Here is a 20,866-nt window from a genome sequence, read left to right on the forward strand (position 1 = left end):
TACATGAAGAAATTAGGCCGGCTGATCGGCAGTCTCATTTTGATTTTCGTGACACTTCTTTGTATCCTGCCTTTCCTGTACATGATACTGATGTCACTGAAAAGTACATTAAATGCATATGATTTCAGTTTTTCGCTCTCAAATATTACATTTGAGCATTATCAGAAGATTTTTTCCACACCTTCTTTCCTTCGCTATTTTGTCAACAGCATTATTGTTGCTGCAGCAGGTGTGGCACTTACTCTGTTCACAAGCTGTACCGCTGGTTATGCATTTGCAAAATTAAAATTCAAAGGAAGCGATAAGATTTTCCTTCTTTTGATCCTGACAATGCTTGTTCCGTCTGAAGTCATCCTCGTTCCGCTCTATCTGATCGTGCGTGGACTCGGATGGGCAAATACATTTAAAGCTCTGATTCTGCCGCTTCCTACTGCATTTGGAGTATTTATTATGCGGCAGGCAATGCTGTCAATTCCGAATGAGCTGATTGAATCTGCCAGAATTGACGGTGCGGGCAACTTTAAAATCTTATATACTGTGATTCTCCCTCTTGTGAAATCAGCTATGCTGACGCTGGCAATCTTCACTTTTATCGGTGCATGGAATAACTTCACATGGCCGCTGATCATTACAACAAAAGACGCCATGCGTACACTGCCTCTGGCGCTGACTTCCATGAAGACACAGTATGATGTGGATGTAGGTCTGACAATGGCCTGCTCTGCCGTAACCTTTCTTCCGCCGTTTATTTTCTATCTCTTCCTGCAGTCAAAATTCGAAGCAGGCGTTGCTTTGCACGGCTTAAAAGGTTAAAATAAAACTATTACAACAAATTGTGAAAAAAGGAGCAGAATCATGAAACGATTACAACCACATCCCCTGGATGAGATGACTCCGTTAGAACGGGCACAGGCGATTGCAGAAGGACGCCCTTACGACCGTCTTCCATGCGTGCCTTTCCTCGGTGAGATCAGCGCCCATCTGATTGGATGCACAAATATCCGGGAATACGAAAACAATCCAAAATTAATTGCAGAAGGCGAGATTGCTTCCTTTGAGCGATATGGACTGGACGGCATCGGCGCCGGTCCAAACTCTATGGGACTTGCCGCCGCTCTTGGCGCTAATGTAATCTATCCGGAAGACAGTATCCCTTATATCGGATCTGCCGCAATTGACAATGACGATGCATTCAATGCACTCGAACCGGTCAATCCTCATACCAATCCTTATATCAAAGGCGCTATGGAAGCTCTTGAAATGCTGACAGAAGCTGCACATGGTATTTCCGGTGTTGGCTCAAGTCTTGGCGGTCCATTTACTGTCTGTGCTTTTCTCGTTGGTACAGACCGTCTTTTAAAGGACTGTCTGAAGAAACCGGAACGTGTACACCATCTAATGCGGATTGTTACAGACAGTATCAAAAACTGTGTAGACGCCATCGCACCTCTCGGTGTAGGATTCGGTTTCGCAGATCCGGTTGCGTCCGGAAGTCTGATCTCTCCGAAAATGTACGAAAAGTTTGTTTTCAGTTATATGAAAGAACTCTGTACTTATATCTACGAAAAGACAGGAGCTAAGCCAAGCCTTCATATGTGCGGAAATACTGTCGGTATCTGGAAATATATCAAGCAGCTTGATATCTGTTCTCTGAGCATCGACAATGTGGTAGATCTGGCCCTTGCCGGTCAGGAACTGGGCGATTATTTCTCAATCCTCGGAAATGTTCCTCCGGTAGATGTAATCATGCTTGGCACAAAAGATGATATTTTTGCATCTGTAAAAGACTGCGTAGAAAAAGGCCGCAATATTCCAAAAGGCTATACCATCGCTCCTGGATGCAATATTCCTCTCGGAACTGAAATTCAAAAAGTTGACTGGTTTATGGATGCAGCAAGACTTTATGGCAAATATAGCATTTAAGAAACAAAAAGCCTCCGATTTCCTCTACGGAAACCGGAGACTTTTTATAAACAGCGCTTCATAACCTTCTGTCGCTCCCAGTTCAAAATATTCTACTGTTCCTGCAATGGTTTTCATTGCTTCCCGTGCTTCATCTGATAAAAGCGCCGCTTTTGCGCCTTCCAGCGAAGTATTTCCTGCATAGGAAATTTTCCCCCGAAATGCTTCCGGCAAGATTCCTGTCTCGATCAGACTCTCCTCCGGAAGATGCTTTCCAAACTGCCCCGCTACAATAACCTTATCACATTCTTCATAACGAAGACCGCTTCTCTCAAAAAGTGTCTGTATTCCGGAAAGTAACGCTCCTTTCGCCAGCTGAACCTGGCGGATATCTGACTGCGTTACTGCAATATCCCCACAGCCTGTCCAAATACTTCTTTTTCCCTTTTCTTTTCGGAGGTATGTTTTTCTCCAGTCTCCTTCTTCAAGAGATTCTGTTTTTAAGATATTACCTCCCGGCAGCAGCATACCCGTTTTCAGAAACGCCCTCACTGCTGCCAGTATTCCACTGCCACAGATTCCTGACGCTTTATTTGTGCCGATCACCGTACAGCAAAGTTTTTTTCCCTCCACAGCAAGATCTTCAATCGCTCCCCGGGAAGCCCGCATACCATTGCTGATATTCATCCCTTCCAGAGCCGGTCCCGCCGCGCAGGAGCAGGCAGATACCTTCCATTACTTTTCAGCGCCATTTCTCCATTTGTTCCAATATCAATGAACAATAGATTGCCCTGCTCAGATTCGATCCCTGCTGCATAGAGTCCCGAAGTAATATCTCCTCCTACATAAGCAGATATGGAAGGAAGGCAAATGAGCTTTGCATTCGGAAAGACAAGTCCGATCTGTTTTGCATCTATTTCCTGTTCTTCAAGAAATTCCGGTTCATATGGCGCTCTCCCAATCTTCTTTGCACTCACACCAAGAAGCATATGGAGCATCGTACAGTTTCCTGATACGGTAATCCTTGTAATCCTTCTGCAGTTCTCCTCTATCCAGGCACACTGCTCCCCAGATTCTTTCCGGATAATCTTTCCTTCTATCTTACAAAGCATCTGAAAAAGCATATCGTTAAGCTGAGCCACAATCAGATGCTGCAGTTCTCCTACAGCACTTTCTCCTTCTTCTGTTTCATAGGTAATCCTGCTTAACACATCCAAACCGTGTACTGTCTGAGCATTCAGCCCAGAAACTGCCCCCAACTCATTTCCCGATTCCAGATCAATGAGCGTTACTGCCACTGTTGTTGTTCCCAAATCAATTGCCGCTCCCAGTTCCCTTTTCAAGAAACGATTTCGTTTCATATTTCTCCGATTGATTACACTTTCACCGGATACAAGGCCTTCATAATGTGCCTTTTCCGGCAGTGCAATTGTAATATCTTCTCTGACTGTACAAAGACAGGCAAGACGAAAGCCTTCTTTCAATTCTTTTTCTGAAAGCTTATCACGTTCGCCCTCCTGCCACGGTCCAAGATTCCCTTCCGTTAGCTGCACTTTACATTTTCCACAAGTACCTCTGCCGCCACAGGGATTATCCACATATACTCCATGTTTTTTCAGACTCTGAAGCAGATTCTCCCCGGCTGTGCAGGTAAAAGTCTCCTTTTCCCCGACAATCTTAATACGCGGCATTGTTGTTCTTCCTCTCTACGAGCTCCAACGCCAACCGCGCTGCTTTCGATGCTTCTCTCTCATAACCGTCTGCACCAATCTTCTCTGCAAATTCCTGAGAAATCGGACCTCCACCCACCATGACAACGACTTTATCACGGAGTCCTTCTTCTTTCAAAAGATCCATAACCCGGTTCATATTTTCCATTGTAGTTGTCATCAGCGTAGACATTCCAATCAGATGCGCCCCTTCTTTCTTAACTGTTTCAATAAAAACAGACGGCGGTACGTCTTTGCCAAGATCAATCACTTCAAATCCACATGTTTCCAGCATAATCTTAAACAGATTCTTTCCGATATCATGGATATCTCCTTCCACGACACCGATAACTGCCTTATAGGAATTGTTCTCTGACCGGTTCTTTAGCAAATACGGACGGAATACTTCCATTCCGGCATACATCGCATCTGAACAGAGCAACAGCTCCGGAATATAGTATTCTTCCTCCTCATAAAGCCTTCCCGCCTGATCCATTCCTGCTGCAAGCCCTTTTCCTATCCCTTCCACCGGATCATATCCTGCTTCCAGATATTCTTTCGAATATGCAACTGCGTCCTCTTCTTCCATCTCTACGACTGATTCTGCAAGTTTTTTTAATAATTCCTCCTGGTTCATCTTCTTTCTTCCTTTCTCTGATAATCATCTGCATCCGGTTTGCCCAGTCTGAGCTGCGATGCATAAAATCATTACCAATTCCCATAAAGATATTGTACCAAGATATCCCATTTCTGACTAGCGAAAAATCTGTAATTAAAACAACTTTTCTCCCGCTACATATTTTTCTTTCACATCAGCATCTGTGCACAGGTAAAGAAAACGTTCCAGACGATCCCGCACTGTCAGTTTCTGAACAGACGGAATTCTGCTCTCATCTAATACAAGAATATCAGCCTCATACCCCGGTTCAAAGCTTCCTACATTTCCAAAGAACGCACCGCCGCCCTTTGTTCCCATAAAGAAAGCTTCTTCTACTGTTACCGGTTTCTCTTCTTCATTTACAAGACGCCAACGCATTTTTGACATCTGAATGGCATCTGTCATCGCACGGAAGATAGAAAGAGATGCGCCTCCCGCAATATCGCTTCCAAGTCCAATCCGATGATTTTCTTCAAGGTAAACTCTGACCGGAGCAATTCCTGATGAAAGGTTTGTATTGGACTGAGGACAGTGTGCAATAAATACACCGTTGTTCAGCATTTTTTCCCGCTCTTCCTTCGTAGATGTACACAATGCGCCATAATTGTCGGCACTTCTTTTCCAAACAGCCCAAAATGCTCATAAGCTTCTCCGTAGCTTTCTGACCACGGACAAAGTTCTTTTACCCATGCAATCTCTCCGATATTCTCAGACAAATGGGACTGCATCGGAAGTTGATACTGTTTTTGAATCTCACTGAGCTGTTCCATCAATTCGTCTGTGCAAGTCGGAATAAAACGCGGTGTCAGAATTGGTTTCACACGGGAAAATCCTTTTTCCTGACATGCCGAAATCCAGCGCTTCGTCGCATTTGCCGAGGTATCTGCATCCAATTCCCGGAGCGGATCCGGACTATTACGATCCATACATACTTTTCCAACGTAAGCACAAACTCCTGCTTCTTCCAGAAGTTCCATCAAACGTACGGTTGCTTCCTCATGACGCGTAGCAAAGATACACGCTCTTGTTGTTGCGCTTCTTTGAAGATCTCCTACAAACATCCGATACGCTTTCTCTGCATAAGAAATATCTTCATATCTTGTTTCTTCCGGAAATGTCCTTGTGTCCAGCCAGTCCAGAAGTTCCATATCCATTCCCATTCCACGGAATGTATACTGCGGTGCATGCACATGAAGATCTACAAGTCCCGGAATAACAAGATGACCACTGCAGTCATGGAACGGTAAATTCCCATACGCCTTTGGAAGTTCCGGAAATACTCCGGTAATCCGTCCATCCTCACATACAAGGAAATGATTTTCTTTCGTAATCAATTCCTGCTTCGTTTTGCTGTAACAAATATCCCCTTTTAATACAAAATTTTTCTGTTTCATCCACAAACTCCTTTCCGGAAATCCACCTGTTTCTGTTTTTTGCACAAAAAAATACCGTACAGATAGTTTCCCCTTCAATCCGACAAATGATTTATAGGTAACTATTTACGGTAGTTAGTAGAGACGCCCAACCAATTATGGGCTTATATAAATGTTCCTGTATTCACTTTTTTAACCTTACATAGTATACTGGATTTTCCTCTAAAATGCAACAAAAAAGAAAGGTTTTCTGCACATTTTTTCTGCAGAAAACCTTTCTTTTAAATTAATACATATTTTAACAAGAACAAAATTGCCAGTATATACATTACCATACTGATTTTCTTTTCTTTTGCTCTTCCGCCAATTACATTTACAAGTACATAAGAAATAATTCCAAGTGAAATTCCTTCTGAAATACTGTACATAAATGGCATTGCAATCATACAAATGAAGCAAGGAATTGCTTCTGTATAGTCTTCAAAATCAATCTTTGTAATAGAAGTCATCATCAGAAATCCTACTACAACAAGTGCCGGAGCAGTTGCAAACGCCGGAATTGCAAGGAAAATCGGTGACAGGAATAATGAAATTCCAAACAGTACTGCCGCTACAATACTTGTCAGTCCCGTTCTTCCTCCTTCTGCTACACCGGCAGCGCTTTCAACAAATGTCGTTGTTGTAGAAGTTCCAAGAGCTGCACCAATAGAAGTTCCAACCGCATCTGACATCAGTGCTCCTTTAATTTTTGGAAGTTTTCCGTCTTTATCAAGCAGATCTGCTTTCGATGCAACGCCAATCAACGTTCCCAGTGTATCAAACATATCCACAAATAAAAATGCGAACATAATAACAATAAAATCAAGAGTAAATACTTTTGAAAAATCCATTTTAAAAAAGGTAGGAGCCAGACTTGGAATTGAAATTCCCTGCGAAAAATCCGGCAGCAAACTATAAAATCCCGCATCCGGTGTAATCTGATAAATTCCTGTCAGCTGACAAAGAATTCCCAGTCCCCATGTAATCAAAATTCCCCATAAAATATTCCCTTTTACATTTTTCACAAGCAGCACTGCCGTAATCATAATCCCAATCAGCGCTAACAAGACCGTGATTCCTTCTGAAGAAAAAGTTTCTTTTTCCAGCGAATCTTTAAAAGAGAAGATTCCTACAAGTGTTGAACTATCTACGACAATCTTTGCATTCTGCAATCCGATAAACGCGATAAACAAACCAATTCCTACTGAAACTGCATGTTTCAAATTCATTGGAATCGCATTAAAAATTGCTTCACGCACATTGATCAATGATAGCAGAATAAACACAATCCCCTCAACAAATACTGCCGCCAGCGCCATCTTCCATGTATAACCCATTCCAATGACAACCGTATAAGCAAAATATGCATTTAAGCCCATTCCCGGTGCCAATACAAACGGATAGTTGGACCACATTGCCATCAGACATGTCGCAATAAACGCTGCCAATGCAGTTGCTGTAAATACAGCTCCCCGATCCATTCCTGCTTCTGCAAGAATATTAGGATTCACTGCCAGAATATACGCCATTGTCATAAATGTCGTTATACCGGCAATTATCTCCGTACGAACATCTGTCCCATGTTCTTTCAAATGAAATAATTTTTCTAACATTTGTTAGTACCTCCTGCCTCCACTCAAATTCCCTATTGAGCTAAATAGGTGTCCTATTTTTAAACACCAGTTGCTATTATAGCGAATCACACTATAAAAAGCAACATAAAAAAATCGCAAAAGAAGTTTTATTATTTCTTCTGCGATTTTCATTTACGTTACTATGATATTTATTTTTCAAACAGGGTATCCATTTCCTGGAACTTCGTTCTGTCTACTTTATAAATAATGTGAGATTCTCCCAGTTTTACATATCGGTTTTCTCCCTCGGAATCTGTTGCTCCAATATAAAATGTAAATTCCTGTTCTTTCTCATTGCTGTCAGTATAGGTAACCTCTACTTTCGTAACATTTTTCTCATCCATCCCATAAGCATCTGCTTCTGCTGCTTCCATATAGTAATCTGCACAATCGCTTAACGTGATTCCTCCGATCGCACTTTCTAAAGTTGTTATGGCATCTTCCTCTTCTTTTAAAAATGTTTCTGTCTTGTTCTTCTTTGTCATAACAACCTTTTCCAACTGTCCTGAATTAATATACGGAAATGCATCATTACTGAGCAATGACATGAGATCATACTGAATCGGACTGAGTATAGAAGAAGAAACTGTGTACACTTTGCTCTTGTCTCCTACCGTCATATAATATCCATCATTGACGCTATTTCCAATGTAAACGTCTGTCTCTTCACCCGCTTCATTTTTCAGATGAATCGTATATGCAGGCTGCTCCAGACCATAATCTATCAGAGCATCTGCTCCCTCTAATTCCCGCTCTGCCTGAATTGTACTAAATGTATTTTCCATCGTTTCCACATATGTCTGCTCTAATGGAAACTTCTCATCCGGTGCATAGATCCACGTTCCATCTTTTTTTTCAAAAACAAATTTACTTTCATTATAAGTGTAAGAAATTTCCGTAAGCGCTTCCAGCGTCTTAACTTTTACTACTTTTGCTTCCTTTTGCTCCTCTTCTTTTGCCGCCTTTGATTCATTCCAAAACTGCAGACCGACATAACATCCGATTAAGATGACAAGTACACCAAGCAGAAATACTATTTTATTTCTTTTCACAATCCGTCCTCCTTCTTTCCATTGTACTATATTGCATGTATCTTGCTCCGTTTCCTTGCCTATGCCTTACGCCGTTTCATCCAGACAGACATTCCAAAACCAAGAATCACAAGCGGAATCCCAAAAATAACAAGAAGGCTAAAGATATCTGCATGCTGCATCGTATTATAGGAAATTCCAAGAGATTTTGCTTCGATTGACACATTCTGGATGTCATCAAAATTGGCTGTTATCGCATTCATAACCAATGTCATATTGTCCAGTGTCGAAAACATCCCTGTCAATTGCGAATCAATGATCGAATTACTTCCAAATACTGTAAACCGGGATTGTTTTCCTTCACTTTCCGCATCCTCCTTCTCTTCCTCATCTGTATCAGAAAGTGTCTCCTCTGCAACTGCTCCAATGACATAAGCACCCTGCTCCTGCGATGTTTCTGTAACCGCATGTGCATCATTGCTTGTCGTAAGAATCGAAGTTACTTCAATTGTATCCCGCGCCGGATCTGTTTTTGTCATTCCATGCGTATTGGCTGCAAGAATCATTTCTGTAGACAACCCTTCTGCCAAATCTCCGGATGCATTTAACAGTGGAAAAACATAATAATAATTATTCTGAAGACATCTTGACGGATCTGCAATATATCCTTCTGCCGTTTCCAGTCCATACTCTTTCATTAAGCTTTCCAGATTCGGCAATTCCTCATCGGTATCTCCAAGAAACAGCATGACATTGCCTCCACCTTGCAGATAGTTTGAAATCGCCGTCTTTTCTTCTTCTGAAATATCTTTTACCGGTCCATTCATCAAAAGAAGATCGCAATCTTCCGGGATCGTCTGTGTCATTACAAGATTCAGTTCTGTAATCGTCAGATTAGATTTATCTGTCAGATCTGTAAAATTTGTTCCAAATGCATCTTCCCCATGCCCTGAAGTGCGATATAATTTTTTTGTTGTATCATTGGTCACATAATTGACTGCACTTGTCAGCTGCCCCTCTGCATCAAAACCACTTTCCGTTACCTGCCCGGTTGTATAATAGGAAGACATATCATATTGAATCATATCTGAAAAAGCAATCTTTGTATCTTTTCCGGTTTCTTCACAAGAAACAATGACTGTATCCGCACTGGCATCATTTTCACTGAGTACAGAAGGATGCAGCACGGGATCTACCCATTCCACTTCAACCTCATCGGAAAGATCTGCGTATTTATTGATAAATGTCCGAATCCGTTTATCCGCCTGCGTTTCTTCTGAAAGCACAGTCAGTTTTACCTTTTTCTCCAAATTTTTCAAAATTTCCCGGCTTGTTTTCGTAATCTCATAAATCTTACTGTCACTGACATCAATGGAACGAAGATTGTCCGGAAACTGTGACACGATCATATTCAGTACTATGATAATCGCAATGACAACCGCTGTCATTCCAACGCTATATGCTCCGTTTCTGCTATGGGCTGTTGTAAACATCTCTTTTATTTTCTTCACAATCTTCTCCTCCTAACTCCACCGTCTCTTCTGAATGCTCTGAATTGTCAGGAAAATAAATATGACAATCATTGAAAGAAATACAAACAATCCGCTTACATCCAGCAAATTATTGGACGCAATATCGGAGAAAACGCTGTAAAGAGATAGCTTTCCAAAAAATTTTTGCAACAGTCCCTCATACAGACTGGATTTTACAAAATAAACTGCAAAGGCAACAATGACGACAACTCCTTCCAATACACCAGTCACAATCCAGTTTTTCATCATCTGGTGTACGACATACACAATCAGACTGGCAAAAGAAATCATTCCGATCATACATGCAAATGCACCGGATGGAAGAAATCCAACAAGACTGTCCCATAAAAATAAGATTAAAAGTGCTCCAAAAGAACCAACCGCTGCAATGATCTGACTCTCTGTTAATGACGAAACAAACATTCCCACTGCAATATAAACACATCCAAGCAGAAAATAAACCAAAATAGATAGATAATCTACTTTTAGATATGCATTTCCTTCTGCCTTAATAATCAGAGGGAACATACAGAAAATAAGATTCGGCACTGCAAACACTGTCACCATTGCCATATATTTTCCAAGAACAATATCAAAAACTGTTACCGGTGATGTCAAAAGCAACTGATCACTTTTACTCTTTCTTTCTTCTGCAAAACTCTTCATCGTCAAAATCGGAATACTAATGATCAGAATAAACATCGTTCCAGACAGTGCATAAGAAAATACGGATATCCGGCATTTAAGTTATATGCCATGAAATAGATTCCTGCTACTGCAGTCAACACTGAGATAAAAAGATACCCTGTCATCGACTGGAAATAAGAACCAAGCTCCCGTTTATAAATTGCCTTCATCTGTCTCTTCCTCCTCGCTTTCTTCCAAACACTCAGTATCTGAATCCTGTTTTTCATTCTGTGTCAGTTCCAGGAATACTTTCTCCAGCGTTGCCTTTGTTTTCTGAAGTTCCAGAAGCGGACACCCGGCCCCGGCAAATGCAAAGAACAAGTCTTCCCGGATATCAAATCCTTCTTCCGGTGTCACTGTCATTCTTGTGATTCCATCTTCCAACACTTCCACAGACATATGTACAATATGCTCCACAGAGGAAAGAATCTCTTTTACAGTTTCTTCCGAAGCTCTTGCCTGCAGGAATATCTGCTCCGTTCCTTTTAACTGTTTCTCAAGATTTTCCGGCGTATCGCTGGCTACTAATTTCCCTTTAGAAATAATCATAATATAGTCGCAAACTTCGCTGATTTCTGCAAGAATATGAGAACTTAAAATGATTGTATGGGATTTGGAAAGTTCACGGATCAGCTCACGGATCTCAATAATCTGTTTCGGATCCAGACCAACGGTCGGCTCATCCAGAATTATAATTTCCGGGAAACCGATGATCGCCTGCGCTAATCCAACTCTCTGCTTATATCCTTTGGACAGATTCTTAATCAATCTTCCGCGTACGTCCTGAATCTTTGTAAGCTCAATTACCTTCTCTACCTGTTCGCCAATCTGATGACGTTTTAATTTTTTTAAGGCAGCCACAAACTGGAGATACTCTTCTACTTTCATATCCAGATAAAGCGGCGGCATTTCCGGAAGATATCCAATACTTCTCTTTGCCAGCTCAGGTTCTTTTAAAATATCATGGCCATTTATTACAACTTCTCCTTCTGTTGCTCCAAGATACCCTGTCATAATATTCATTGTTGTTGATTTACCGGCTCCATTCGGTCCGAGAAACCCGTAAATCTGACCTCGTTTCACTGTAAAACTCAAATGATCAACTGCTGTATGTGTCCCATAACGTTTTACGAGATTTCTTACTTCTATCAATCCTGCTCCTCCTCACTAATAATTTATGAATCATTATATGTATATACTATGTTTGGAACGTGATAAAATTGTGAAAAATTTGTGAGCGCCTTATTGTGAGCGTCTTTTTCTGTAAGACCGGCTGCTTTTAAAATGCACAAAAAAAGATACTTCATCCTCAATGAAGTATCTTCTCTCTTATTCTACCCTGCAGTATCTCAACCACATATTCGCGGTAGTTACTGCATTAAATATTCCAGAAATTTTGCGGCATATTCCTGCGTTCGCCGATATTTAAAATAACAAGATAAACAGGATCTGCTGTCACATGAAGCGGATTTCCGATCTTTGTACTTCCGGTAAGATCAAATAACTTATCATCCACAATATGATCCTGATATGTTTCCTGCATCTCTTCGCTCAATACCTCGGAAAGATTTTCTGCTGCTCCCTGAGTCACAAAATCCTTTACATGTTCTTTGGAACCAATGACAACATCCACAGCCCCTGCAGCTACGATCGTATTCAGCTTCATTGTAGCATTGTATCTTGCCTGACTGTCCTCCGAACCGATGGCTACTGTCGTATCAATCGAAACCCGGTGATATTTCTCCTGATCTCCGATGAACTCTTTATATTCTCTGTTCATCTGTTCCGACTCGTCCTCATTCATATAGCCGTCCGTCACAGCTGCATACATAATCGTTTCATATTTGGAATTCTCATACCAGGAAAATCCAAACCAAATTGCTGCAAATATTGCGATTACGCCAAAAATCTGAGGTTTATAATAATCCCAGATATATCCAAGCTTATGCTTCCAATCCATGCTCTGAAGCTTTTCTTTCTCCAACTGACGTCGCTCAGCCCTGGTCAGATCCGTTTCGTGCTTCTCATGTATATCCATTTCGTGCTTCTCCTTCTGTCAATTTCTTCACAGCCTATTATAGCATACTTGTCTCCAGAAAAAAGTGAAGAAATTATAAACTTTCCTCCTCATCTTCCACTGGCTTCCACGCCTGCCCAAAATTTACATCTCTGAACAGCGCTGCTAATCCGGTAATCTGTTTTATCTCAGCACTTCATCCTTATCCATACCAAGATGTTTACAGATCCAGGCATCAGACCGTCCCAGCTCCTGAAGCTCTCTTATGATATTGCTCATCAGATTCACATCATGCGTACCCCTCGCCCGATTGTGGCGTATCGTACTGGCCATTCGCTGATCAAGTGGTTTATCTATTACTGATACCGGAAGCAATCCGTGTTCTCTTTCATAAATATCCTTGTGTTCCTTCATCACACGGTAGCGGTGGAATCCATCTACAATAATATACTTATCTTCTTCCTTTGCGTAATAACATACGATCGGCATCGTGTATCCATCCGCCTTAATACTGTCATAGAGAAGCTTCATCTCCGGCGGCGCCACCGCGTTTGGATTATAGGTATTCGGTTCCACCTTCTCTAGCGGAACTGCAATCACATGATAAACAGGACTTTTAAATTCCATACTCCATCTCCTCAATACTCTGATATTTTTCTTTAATATATTCGATATTTCTCTTCTGCTCCCGGGATAACCCGAATCCCATCGAGCGGCAGATATGATCATTTTTCAAAATACATCCGCACATTCGCTTCCAACTTGGAATGTCCTTGCTGGATTTGATGTCGTCTGTATCGTCCGGAATCTGTTCCAGAAAGATTACTCTGGATTTTTTGCTGGCGGTATAATTAGATACGCCGTTCCGCTTAATCTTATAACCATGTTCTTCCAACTCATGAATTGTCTCTTCATCCAGCCCGCCTCCGGTCTGGTGCCAAAACTGAATCGATGTATTGAATTTCTTTGCATAATTATTGCGAATTCGCGGCGGAAGTGTGTCAAGAAGAAACATCGTATATGATTTCCATGTATGCCCTTCCGGCAGCGTAATATTCCGAAATCCCATTGCCTTCGTCTTTCCATAGATACATCCAAAATTAGCTCCTCTTACTCTTCCCACAAGCTTTGCCCATATTTCCGGATCAATTACCCGATACAGGTTCAGCGCATCTTTTGAATAATCATTAAAAGGCGATGCCACTCGCATCTGCGAAATCTTTAATCCGGCTTTATGATACAGATTGTAAAGTTCATTGTAATCGTAATCAAACAGATCATTGGCATGCCATACATCCTGTGATGTCCAGTCATACATTGGCGAAGCGCACCACACATCTTTAAACTGATTGCTGATCCAGCATTGTCCTTTATAACCATATTTAATATTCAAAAATCCACTATATCTCTGCAGCGATTCATCGGCACGCATTCCGAGAAGGCAGACTGTTTTCTTATTTCCGTGAGACATACGGTACCAACGGCCAAATTGTTTTGCCAGATCTTCCTGATGCATCCGGTATCGGTAAGTTGTCATTGGATTATGTTCCAGATTAATGACATAGTCTTTCTTCGGCATCGGCCGTACCCAGCAATCTTCTTTTTTATCATCCCACGGATACCAGTACATTTCATAATTGCTCAGCGCTGTCCTGGTTGCCATTGGAAGACACACCCAGTAAGGTTCTACTTCATCTTTGATTCTCTCAAATGTACGCTCAATATATTCTGTCGTAACGGTGTACTGCGCTTCAAAATCCTGATGAAACACTCCTATTTTCTTCTCCGGATAGTATTTCTTCTGAAAATCCATCGTCATATTCAAAAGCAGTCCACTATCTTTCCCACCAGAAAAAGAAACAAAAATATTATCAAATTCCTCAAAAATAAACTTTATTCGTTTCTGAAATGCCTCATATACGTTCTCTTCCAGATATTCCCTGATCACGGAACTCCCTCCCTATCATCAGATTCTCCTGTATTTCCATATTTTTCCAGTAATCTACCAATAACTTTACCACATTCTGAAAACAGCTTCAACAATGTTCGACAAATCCTCCCCCTCATGAACGCAAAAACAGCAGCACTTTTTTTAGAAATTTCCAAAAAAGTACTGCTGTTTTGTATATTCATAATACGCTTAAATTGTTTTTATTTTTGTTCTATCGGCAGTTCCACATAGGAGCAAAATTCTCCTTCCTGATGCACTGTAATATGTGCTTTCTGCCTCTTCTCACTATTAAAGCCTTTTTCCGTATTACTGTTAGGAAAAATAAAATTCTTAGCGCTGGATGTTACTGTAAAACGGATGCGATGCCCCGGAAGAAAGGTATTGGAAATCTTTGTTGTCCGAAGTGGAATCTCATAGATATTTCCGGCTTCCATATACACAGGACGCTCAAACCCTTCCCGGTATTTGGCACTGATCACACCGTCCGCAAGTTTGACAGATTTTCCATTTTCATCTACATCCAACAGCCGGAATACAAAATCTGTATCCGGACAATCACAGGAAATAAATAAATGTACCTGCAAGTCACCGGTTACTGTCACCGGCTCTTTTAATACCTCTGTTGAATAAACAAGATAGTCTTCCCGCTTTTCTTCCTCGGTATAATCTTCCGGCACTTCCAGTTCATTTTCTGACATATCGATGATATGCGTCGCCGGACAGTCCTGATCATACACATAACTGTTCTTCTCACTGTGCAGATCCATACGCTGTATTTTTACACGCTGCGGCGGCCATGTCTCTGATGTTTTCCAACGATTTTCCCCTAATGTATAGTAGAGCACTTTTGGACTTTTCTCAATCCCGTTCTCTACTCCCTTCAGAAAACGTTCCAGCCACATCATACAAATGAGATCGATATCATAACGAAGTGCATCTTCTCCCATCGGAATTCCGTGCAAATCATATTCTGCATTTCCACTGTGCTTCCACGGTCCTAAAATTGCTTTCCAGGTTCCTTCCGGCCAGTCTCTGACAAGATCCAGCGCCTCGGTCGTACCCATTCCATTGTCATCAAACCAGCCTGACATAATAAGCGCCGGCACCGGAGGACCGCTGTAGCGCTCTTTCCAGTTGGATTTTTTCCAAAACTCATCCATGTCTTCATGTTTTACCATTCTGTCAGAAAAGGAATCTCTCTTCCCAACGCCTTTTCCGGAATTGTTTCCAGAGGTCTTAGATCCAATACATCATCCCAGTCTTCCCGACACATCAGATCTTCTCGCATTCTCTGCTCCGACATTGCAAAAGCCCACGCAAGCATCCCGGATGTAAAGCAGCCTCCTCTTCTCGGAAGATCTGCAAATGCACTTCCTGCACACACACTGCTGAGCATTGCCTTCAAATGCGGATTCCCGCTGGCAGCTGCAGCCCACTGTACATATCCAAGATAAGAACCTCCTGTCATTGCTGCCTGTCCATCACTCCAGTCCTGCGCTGCAATCCAATTGAGCGTATCGTCTCCATCCTCTACTTCGTAATAATTCGGCTGCCATCTTCCGGTACTGTCTTCTCTGCCCCTTGTATCCTGAATAACGACGGCATATCCTCTCTGGACAAAGCGATAATACATCTCCACATGATTTCCTTTTCCATAAGGAGTCCGCACAAGTACCGCAGGTACTTTTCCCACGTTCTCTCCGGCTTCTCTTATCGGAAGATAGACGTCTGTTGCCAGTCTTTCTCCATCTCTCGTCTCAACAAAAAATGTTCCGTGAAACTTTACTTGAAAGATTTCCTGAAAGGAAAGATTGCTCCAGGCTTTCAGAACTGTTTTTTCTTCCTTACCGTCCTCTGCAAGCACTGCCGTATAATCTCTTCCCGGCATTAAAACTCCATATATTTTTCCCTGCTCATACAAAAGATCTTTTCCAAACTTTTTATTGCGCTGTATATAGGCTTCCTCACGCCGTTTTGAAAACTGTTCTCCAGAGGAAGTGATGAACTCTTCTTTACCTTCTGCGATACATTTTTCATATTCCTGTTTCTTTTGGAAAAACTCCAATATACTTCTTGAACAGAAGTTACGAAAATATGCATCTGTTTCTTCTGTTAATTTTTCTGCCGGAAGCCATTCCCCGGTTTCAATGTTCAGTTTTTCTGTCGTAACTCCTTCGGCAGTTTCATGAAATTTTCCATATAAAATCCCGGATAAATAAAAATTCCACTCCATACGCATCTCTCTTACTTTCTCAGACATATTGCCTGTTTCTATCGCTTTATCAACTATCTTATCGAATCAGCATCGCATCGCCAAAGGAAAAAAAAACGATATTGTTTCTCCACAGCTTCCTGATACGCCGCCAGTACATGCTCCCTGCCGGCTAAAGCAGATACAAGCATAATTAATGTAGATTCCGGCAAATGAAAGTTTGTAATCAGACAATCCAACACTTTAAACTGATACCCCGGATAAATAAAGATTTCTGTCCAGCCGCTGCACTCTCTCAGCCGTCCATGTTCATCCGCCGCAGACTCTACTGTACGGCAGCTTGTCGTTCCGACACAGATAACACGATGCCCTTCCTCTTTCGCGCGGTTAATCTTCTCCGCCTCCGCAGCTTCAATCTGATAAAATTCTGAATGCATATGGTGTTCCAGAATATTTTCCACTTTTACCGGACGGAACGTCCCAAGTCCTACATGAAGTGTTACATGGGCAATCTCAACACCTTTTGCCTTAATCTGTTCCAGAAGTTCCGGTGTAAAATGAAGTCCTGCTGTCGGTGCGGCTGCAGAACCGGAATGCTTTGCATACACCGTCTGATAGCGGTTTTTATCTTCCAGCTGATGTGTAATGTACGGAGGGAGAGGCATTTGGCCAAGCTGATCCAGAATTTCTTCAAAAATTCCTTCGTAATGGAATTGGATCAGACGATTTCCTTCCTCCACTACATCAATGACTTCTCCTACAAGTAATCCGTCTCCGAAGCTGATCTTTGTTCCCGGCTTTGCTTTCTTTCCCGGTTTTACAAGTGTCTCCCACACATCATTTTCCTTTCGCTTCAGAAGCAATACTTCAATTTTTGCTTCTGTCCCTACTTTAGCTCCGATCAGTCTTGCCGGAATTACTTTTGTATCATTGATAACAAGACAATCCCCCGGATTTAAGTATTCTATAATATCACGAAATACATGATGTTCCGTCTCACCGGTCTTCTTATCAAGCACAAGCAGCCGGGAACCTGAACGGTCCTCAAGCGGATCCTGAGCAATCAGTTCTTCCGGGAGATCAAAATAAAAATCCTCTCGTTTTACATAATGAGTCTCCTTCCTAATTCAACTTCCGAACTACCGGCACAAGCCTCTTTGCTACGGCAGCCGCCATTACACAAAGTACAATGTCTCCGGAAATCGTCAGCAGACAACAATTTATCAAGACAATTTTCCATGTTACCGGCATAGAAATAATATAGTTACTTATAAAATAAAAATAAATCATTCCACACAGGTACATTACTATCATCCCGACCAGTGCAGAAATGAGCAGCCATGCAAATGTCAGTTCTTCCTTTCTGGCAGCCAGTTTGCCTGCTGCAAATGCTGCAAAAGCAAAACCAATAAGAAAGCCGAAGGTCGGTCGGACAAGATAGCCGATACCGCCTCCGGATGCAAATACAGGTATTCCCGCCAGTCCAATCATCAGGTATGTGCAAACACTTATGCAGCCCATTCTGCCGCCGAGAAAGAATCCGGCAAGCAGAACGAAGAAAAACTGCAATGTAAAATGCATCGGGAACGGCTGGACCGGAATATTGATCTGGAGAAATGCCCCCACCGCGATCAATGCCGTAAATAACCCGCTCAAAATCATTTCTTTATTTGAAAAACGCTGTTTTGTTCTCATTACTGACGAAGCTCAATGCCCATTCCGGACAGACCGTTAAGGATTTTCTTCATTGCAGCATTGATATCTGCCTCCTCAAGTGTACGGTCTTTCGCACGGAATGTAATCTTATATGCAACAGACTTATATCCTTCCTGAATCTGGGCTCCTTCATATAAGTCAAATAACTGATAGCTTTCCAGAATCTTGCCGCCTCTTTGATCGATCATTGCTTCAATCTGACCTGCCAGAATCTCTTTCGGAACAACCATACTGATGTCTCTTGTTACTGCCGGATATTTTGCAATACCTTCGTATTTGCGGTCAAATGTAGCAAATTTTGTTACAACAGGCATATCAAGCACCGCCACATATGCGCGCTCTCCAATGTCATAAGTATCTGCTACGATCGGATGTACTTCACCAAGATATCCAACAATTTCTCCGTCATAAATAATATTTGCCTGTCTTCCAGGATGCAGGAACGGCTTATTGCTGTCCGGTGCATACGTTTCTTTCTGATGCATACCAATCTTATCGAAGAATTCTTCTACAACACCTTTCATTGTGAAGAAATCCCCATCTCCGTACATTCCAAGTGTGAACTGCATCCGTTCATCCGGAAGTTCTGTCAGCGGAAGCGCCTTTGGCACATAAATATTTCCAAGTTCATAGAGACGAACATTTTTATTTCTTCTATTATAGTTTCTCGCAAGAGATGTAAGCATTCCATTCAGAGAAACCGTGCGCATAACACTGTAATCTTCTCCAAGCGGATTCATAATCTGAATTGCTTCACGTTCCTTTGCATCTGCCGGAAGGCGAAGCTTATCAAATACTTTCGGACTTTCGAAAGAATATGTCATTCCCTGGCTGAATCCACAGAATTCTGCGATTTCTCTTGCCACCTGCTCGATACGAAGCTTAAATGGAAGCTTTCCTGTTGTCGCTTCTCCACATGGAAGTGTTGTCGGAATATTGTCATATCCGTAGAATCTCGCTACCTCTTCTGCAAGATCTGCAAGACGGAAAAGGTCATGACGGAATGTCGGCGCAATGATTTCTTTTGCTGCCTCATCATATTCCAGACCGATTTTTGCGAAATATCCAAGCATCTCTTCTTCAGAAATTGCAGTACCGAGCAATGCATTGATTGCTTTTGCATCAAACGGAACGCGAACCGGCTCTTTCTTCTTGCTGTAAACATCAACCATGCCGCCTACGACTTCTCCGGCGCCAAGCTCTTCAATGAGCTGACATGCACGATTGATTGCTGCTTCTGCATTATTTGGATCCAATCCTTTTTCAAACTTACCGGAGGCATCTGTTCGAAGTCCTACCCGCTTGCTTGAAAGACGGATATTCGTTCCGTCAAAACAAGCCGCCTCAAACAGCATTGTCTTCACATCATCTGTAATCATGGAATTTTCTCCTCCCATGATTCCGGCAAGACCGATTGCTTTCTTACTGTCACAGATCATCAGAACATTTTCATCCAATTCACGTTCCTGACCATCTAACGTTACGAATTTCTCTCCGTTTGAAGCCGTTTTGACAATAATTTCCTTGCCTTCGATCAGATCCAGGTCATAAGCATGCATCGGCTGTCCGTATTCTTCCATAACATAGTTTGTAATATCAACAAGATTGTTGATCGGACGAATGCCAACAGACGCAAGACGTCTCTGCATCCATTTTGGAGAAGGTCCGATCTTAATATTCTTTACAACTCTTGCACAGTAACGTGAACAGTACTCCGGACTTTCTACAGATACTTTAATATAGTCATTTACATCCTCGTCATTTCCGGTTTCAGTCACAACCGGCGGGCAGAATTCTTTGCCAAATGTTGCTGCTGCTTCTCTTGCAATTCCAACAACGCTGTAGCAGTCTACACGGTTAGACGTCACTTCGTATTCAATCACTGCATCGTGAAGCCCAAGCGCCTCAATGGCATCTGCTCCTACTTCGGCATCTTCCTCGAAAATATAAATGCCGTATTCCGGCGCTTCCGGATACATTTCTCTTGTAGATCCCAGCTCTTCAATTGAGCACATCATTCCATAAGAGTCAATTCCGCGAAGCTTTCCTTCTTTAATCTCAATTCCGCCTTCTGTCTTCTTACCGTCATGACCTCCTGCCACACGTCCGCCAACAAGAACAACCGGAACTTTGTCTCCTTCTTTCACATTCGGAGCGCCTGTTACGATCTGGATCTTCTCCGCTCCAATATTAACCTGACAGATAATCAGCTTGTCTGCATCCGGATGTCTCTCAATCTTTTCAATCTGTCCAATCACGATCTTATCCAGATCTCTATCTAAAATTTCATATCCTTCTACTTTTGTTCCGGATAATGTCATTGCATCCGTATATTCCTGCGCTGTCACGCAAAGATCCGGAACATACGCTTTAATCCATGATAATGAAGTGTTCATTTTTTATCC

16 protein-coding genes, 4 pseudogenes and 1 riboswitch are annotated in these 20,866 nt (G+C 42.0%); of the genes and pseudogenes, 2 read left to right on the forward strand and 18 right to left on the reverse strand.

The genetic code is table 11. The features are described from left to right. Positions 1 to 3: 3 nt before the first annotated feature. Together DWX73_RS02910 and DWX73_RS02915 are read left to right on the forward strand one after the other, a co-directional pair. Complete coding sequence (locus tag DWX73_RS02910; RefSeq protein ID WP_118346745.1) at positions 4 to 813, forward strand: carbohydrate ABC transporter permease; 810 nt, start codon at positions 4 to 6, stop codon at positions 811 to 813. A gap of 42 nt (positions 814 to 855) precedes the next feature. After that, positions 856 to 1,923 (forward strand): uroporphyrinogen decarboxylase family protein, encoded by a 1,068-nt coding sequence (locus tag DWX73_RS02915; protein WP_118346747.1) that lies wholly within the window; start codon positions 856 to 858, stop codon positions 1,921 to 1,923. A gap of 24 nt (positions 1,924 to 1,947) precedes the next feature. On the opposite strand, the gene DWX73_RS02920 is transcribed toward DWX73_RS02915, so the two are convergent. The 18 genes and pseudogenes from DWX73_RS02920 to pheT form a co-directional block, all read right to left on the reverse strand. Further along, positions 1,948 to 2,589, reverse strand: a complete 642-nt coding sequence (locus tag DWX73_RS02920; RefSeq protein WP_118346749.1) for an ASKHA domain-containing protein — start codon at positions 2,587 to 2,589, stop codon at positions 1,948 to 1,950. Further along, positions 2,586 to 3,593, reverse strand: coding sequence for a 2Fe-2S iron-sulfur cluster-binding protein (locus DWX73_RS02925; RefSeq protein WP_118346751.1), 1,008 nt, complete (start codon positions 3,591 to 3,593; stop codon positions 2,586 to 2,588). Before DWX73_RS02925 ends, DWX73_RS02920 begins: the two co-directional genes overlap by 4 nt. Continuing rightward, positions 3,580 to 4,248, reverse strand: a complete 669-nt coding sequence (locus DWX73_RS02930) for a corrinoid protein (RefSeq protein WP_118346753.1) — start codon at positions 4,246 to 4,248, stop codon at positions 3,580 to 3,582. Before DWX73_RS02930 ends, DWX73_RS02925 begins: the two co-directional genes overlap by 14 nt. A 135-nt stretch (positions 4,249 to 4,383) precedes the next feature. After that, positions 4,384 to 5,663 (reverse strand): annotated as a pseudogene (locus tag DWX73_RS02935) (amidohydrolase family protein). A 74-nt stretch (positions 5,664 to 5,737) separates the two neighbouring features. Then, positions 5,738 to 5,834, reverse strand: a riboswitch (purine riboswitch). An 89-nt stretch (positions 5,835 to 5,923) separates the two neighbouring features. Next, positions 5,924 to 7,294, reverse strand: a complete 1,371-nt coding sequence (locus DWX73_RS02940; protein ID WP_118346755.1) for an NCS2 family permease — start codon at positions 7,292 to 7,294, stop codon at positions 5,924 to 5,926. 170 nt (positions 7,295 to 7,464) lie between these two features. Beyond that, complete coding sequence (locus tag DWX73_RS02945; protein ID WP_158556813.1) at positions 7,465 to 8,367, reverse strand: DUF4340 domain-containing protein; 903 nt, start codon at positions 8,365 to 8,367, stop codon at positions 7,465 to 7,467. 59 nt (positions 8,368 to 8,426) lie between these two features. Beyond that, positions 8,427 to 9,857, reverse strand: coding sequence for a GldG family protein (locus DWX73_RS02950; protein WP_118346759.1), 1,431 nt, complete (start codon positions 9,855 to 9,857; stop codon positions 8,427 to 8,429). 12 nt (positions 9,858 to 9,869) lie between these two features. Continuing rightward, positions 9,870 to 10,735, reverse strand: a pseudogene (locus DWX73_RS02955) (ABC transporter permease). Continuing rightward, the gene (locus tag DWX73_RS02960) at positions 10,719 to 11,717 is read right to left on the reverse strand and encodes an ABC transporter ATP-binding protein (protein ID WP_118346761.1); all 999 of its coding nucleotides are present in this window, start codon (positions 11,715 to 11,717) and stop codon (positions 10,719 to 10,721) included. The pseudogene DWX73_RS02955 and the gene DWX73_RS02960 overlap by 17 nt, the downstream one beginning before the upstream one ends. Before the next feature lie 226 nt (positions 11,718 to 11,943). Continuing rightward, on the reverse strand, positions 11,944 to 12,603 hold the full coding sequence (locus tag DWX73_RS02965; protein WP_118346763.1) for a hypothetical protein: 660 nt from the start codon (positions 12,601 to 12,603) through the stop codon (positions 11,944 to 11,946). Positions 12,604 to 12,676: 73 nt separating this feature from the next. Beyond that, positions 12,677 to 13,209 (reverse strand): annotated as a pseudogene (locus tag DWX73_RS02970) (IbrB-like domain-containing protein). Then, on the reverse strand, positions 13,199 to 14,530 hold the full coding sequence (locus tag DWX73_RS02975) for a phosphoadenosine phosphosulfate reductase (RefSeq protein WP_118346765.1): 1,332 nt from the start codon (positions 14,528 to 14,530) through the stop codon (positions 13,199 to 13,201). The pseudogene DWX73_RS02970 and the gene DWX73_RS02975 overlap by 11 nt, the downstream one beginning before the upstream one ends. Further along, on the reverse strand, positions 14,527 to 14,688 hold the full coding sequence (locus DWX73_RS13495) for a hypothetical protein (protein ID WP_158556814.1): 162 nt from the start codon (positions 14,686 to 14,688) through the stop codon (positions 14,527 to 14,529). Before DWX73_RS13495 ends, DWX73_RS02975 begins: the two co-directional genes overlap by 4 nt. A gap of 45 nt (positions 14,689 to 14,733) precedes the next feature. Continuing rightward, positions 14,734 to 15,711 (reverse strand): CocE/NonD family hydrolase, encoded by a 978-nt coding sequence (locus DWX73_RS14260; protein ID WP_278321065.1) that lies wholly within the window; start codon positions 15,709 to 15,711, stop codon positions 14,734 to 14,736. Then, the gene (locus DWX73_RS14265) at positions 15,705 to 16,766 is read right to left on the reverse strand and encodes a CocE/NonD family hydrolase (protein WP_278321066.1); all 1,062 of its coding nucleotides are present in this window, start codon (positions 16,764 to 16,766) and stop codon (positions 15,705 to 15,707) included. The genes DWX73_RS14260 and DWX73_RS14265 overlap by 7 nt, the downstream gene beginning before the upstream one ends. A 58-nt stretch (positions 16,767 to 16,824) precedes the next feature. Then, a pseudogene (gene queA, locus DWX73_RS02985) lies at positions 16,825 to 17,872 on the reverse strand (tRNA preQ1(34) S-adenosylmethionine ribosyltransferase-isomerase QueA). After that, the gene (locus DWX73_RS02990) at positions 17,868 to 18,440 is read right to left on the reverse strand and encodes a biotin transporter BioY (RefSeq protein WP_118346767.1); all 573 of its coding nucleotides are present in this window, start codon (positions 18,438 to 18,440) and stop codon (positions 17,868 to 17,870) included. Before DWX73_RS02990 ends, queA begins: the two are co-directional and overlap by 5 nt. Next, positions 18,440 to 20,857, reverse strand: a complete 2,418-nt coding sequence (gene pheT / locus DWX73_RS02995) for a phenylalanine--tRNA ligase subunit beta (protein ID WP_118346769.1) — start codon at positions 20,855 to 20,857, stop codon at positions 18,440 to 18,442. Before pheT ends, DWX73_RS02990 begins: the two co-directional genes overlap by 1 nt. Between the last annotated feature and the right edge of the window lie 9 nt (positions 20,858 to 20,866).

Origin of the sequence: Coprococcus sp. AF21-14LB, assembly GCF_003458885.1 — a bacterium.
Classification (GTDB): Bacteria; Bacillota; Clostridia; order Lachnospirales; family Lachnospiraceae; genus UBA9414.

What these genes read in the sequence shown, in the direction of transcription:
- pheT (WP_118346769.1), bottom strand. Translation starts at nt 20,857, where the DNA reads ATGAACACTTCATTATCATGGATTAAAGCGTATGTTCCGGATCTTTGC.
- DWX73_RS14265 (WP_278321066.1), bottom strand. Translation starts at nt 16,766, where the DNA reads ATGGAGTGGAATTTTTATTTATCCGGGATTTTATATGGAAAATTTCAT.
- DWX73_RS02940 (WP_118346755.1), bottom strand. Translation starts at nt 7,294, where the DNA reads ATGTTAGAAAAATTATTTCATTTGAAAGAACATGGGACAGATGTTCGT.
- DWX73_RS02910 (WP_118346745.1), top strand. Translation starts at nt 4, where the DNA reads ATGAAGAAATTAGGCCGGCTGATCGGCAGTCTCATTTTGATTTTCGTG.
- DWX73_RS02965 (WP_118346763.1), bottom strand. Translation starts at nt 12,603, where the DNA reads ATGGATATACATGAGAAGCACGAAACGGATCTGACCAGGGCTGAGCGA.
- DWX73_RS02920 (WP_118346749.1), bottom strand. Translation starts at nt 2,589, where the DNA reads ATGAATATCAGCAATGGTATGCGGGCTTCCCGGGGAGCGATTGAAGAT.
- DWX73_RS02915 (WP_118346747.1), top strand. Translation starts at nt 856, where the DNA reads ATGAAACGATTACAACCACATCCCCTGGATGAGATGACTCCGTTAGAA.
- DWX73_RS02990 (WP_118346767.1), bottom strand. Translation starts at nt 18,440, where the DNA reads ATGAGAACAAAACAGCGTTTTTCAAATAAAGAAATGATTTTGAGCGGG.
- DWX73_RS02925 (WP_118346751.1), bottom strand. Translation starts at nt 3,593, where the DNA reads ATGCCGCGTATTAAGATTGTCGGGGAAAAGGAGACTTTTACCTGCACA.
- DWX73_RS14260 (WP_278321065.1), bottom strand. Translation starts at nt 15,711, where the DNA reads ATGGTAAAACATGAAGACATGGATGAGTTTTGGAAAAAATCCAACTGG.
- DWX73_RS02930 (WP_118346753.1), bottom strand. Translation starts at nt 4,248, where the DNA reads ATGAACCAGGAGGAATTATTAAAAAAACTTGCAGAATCAGTCGTAGAG.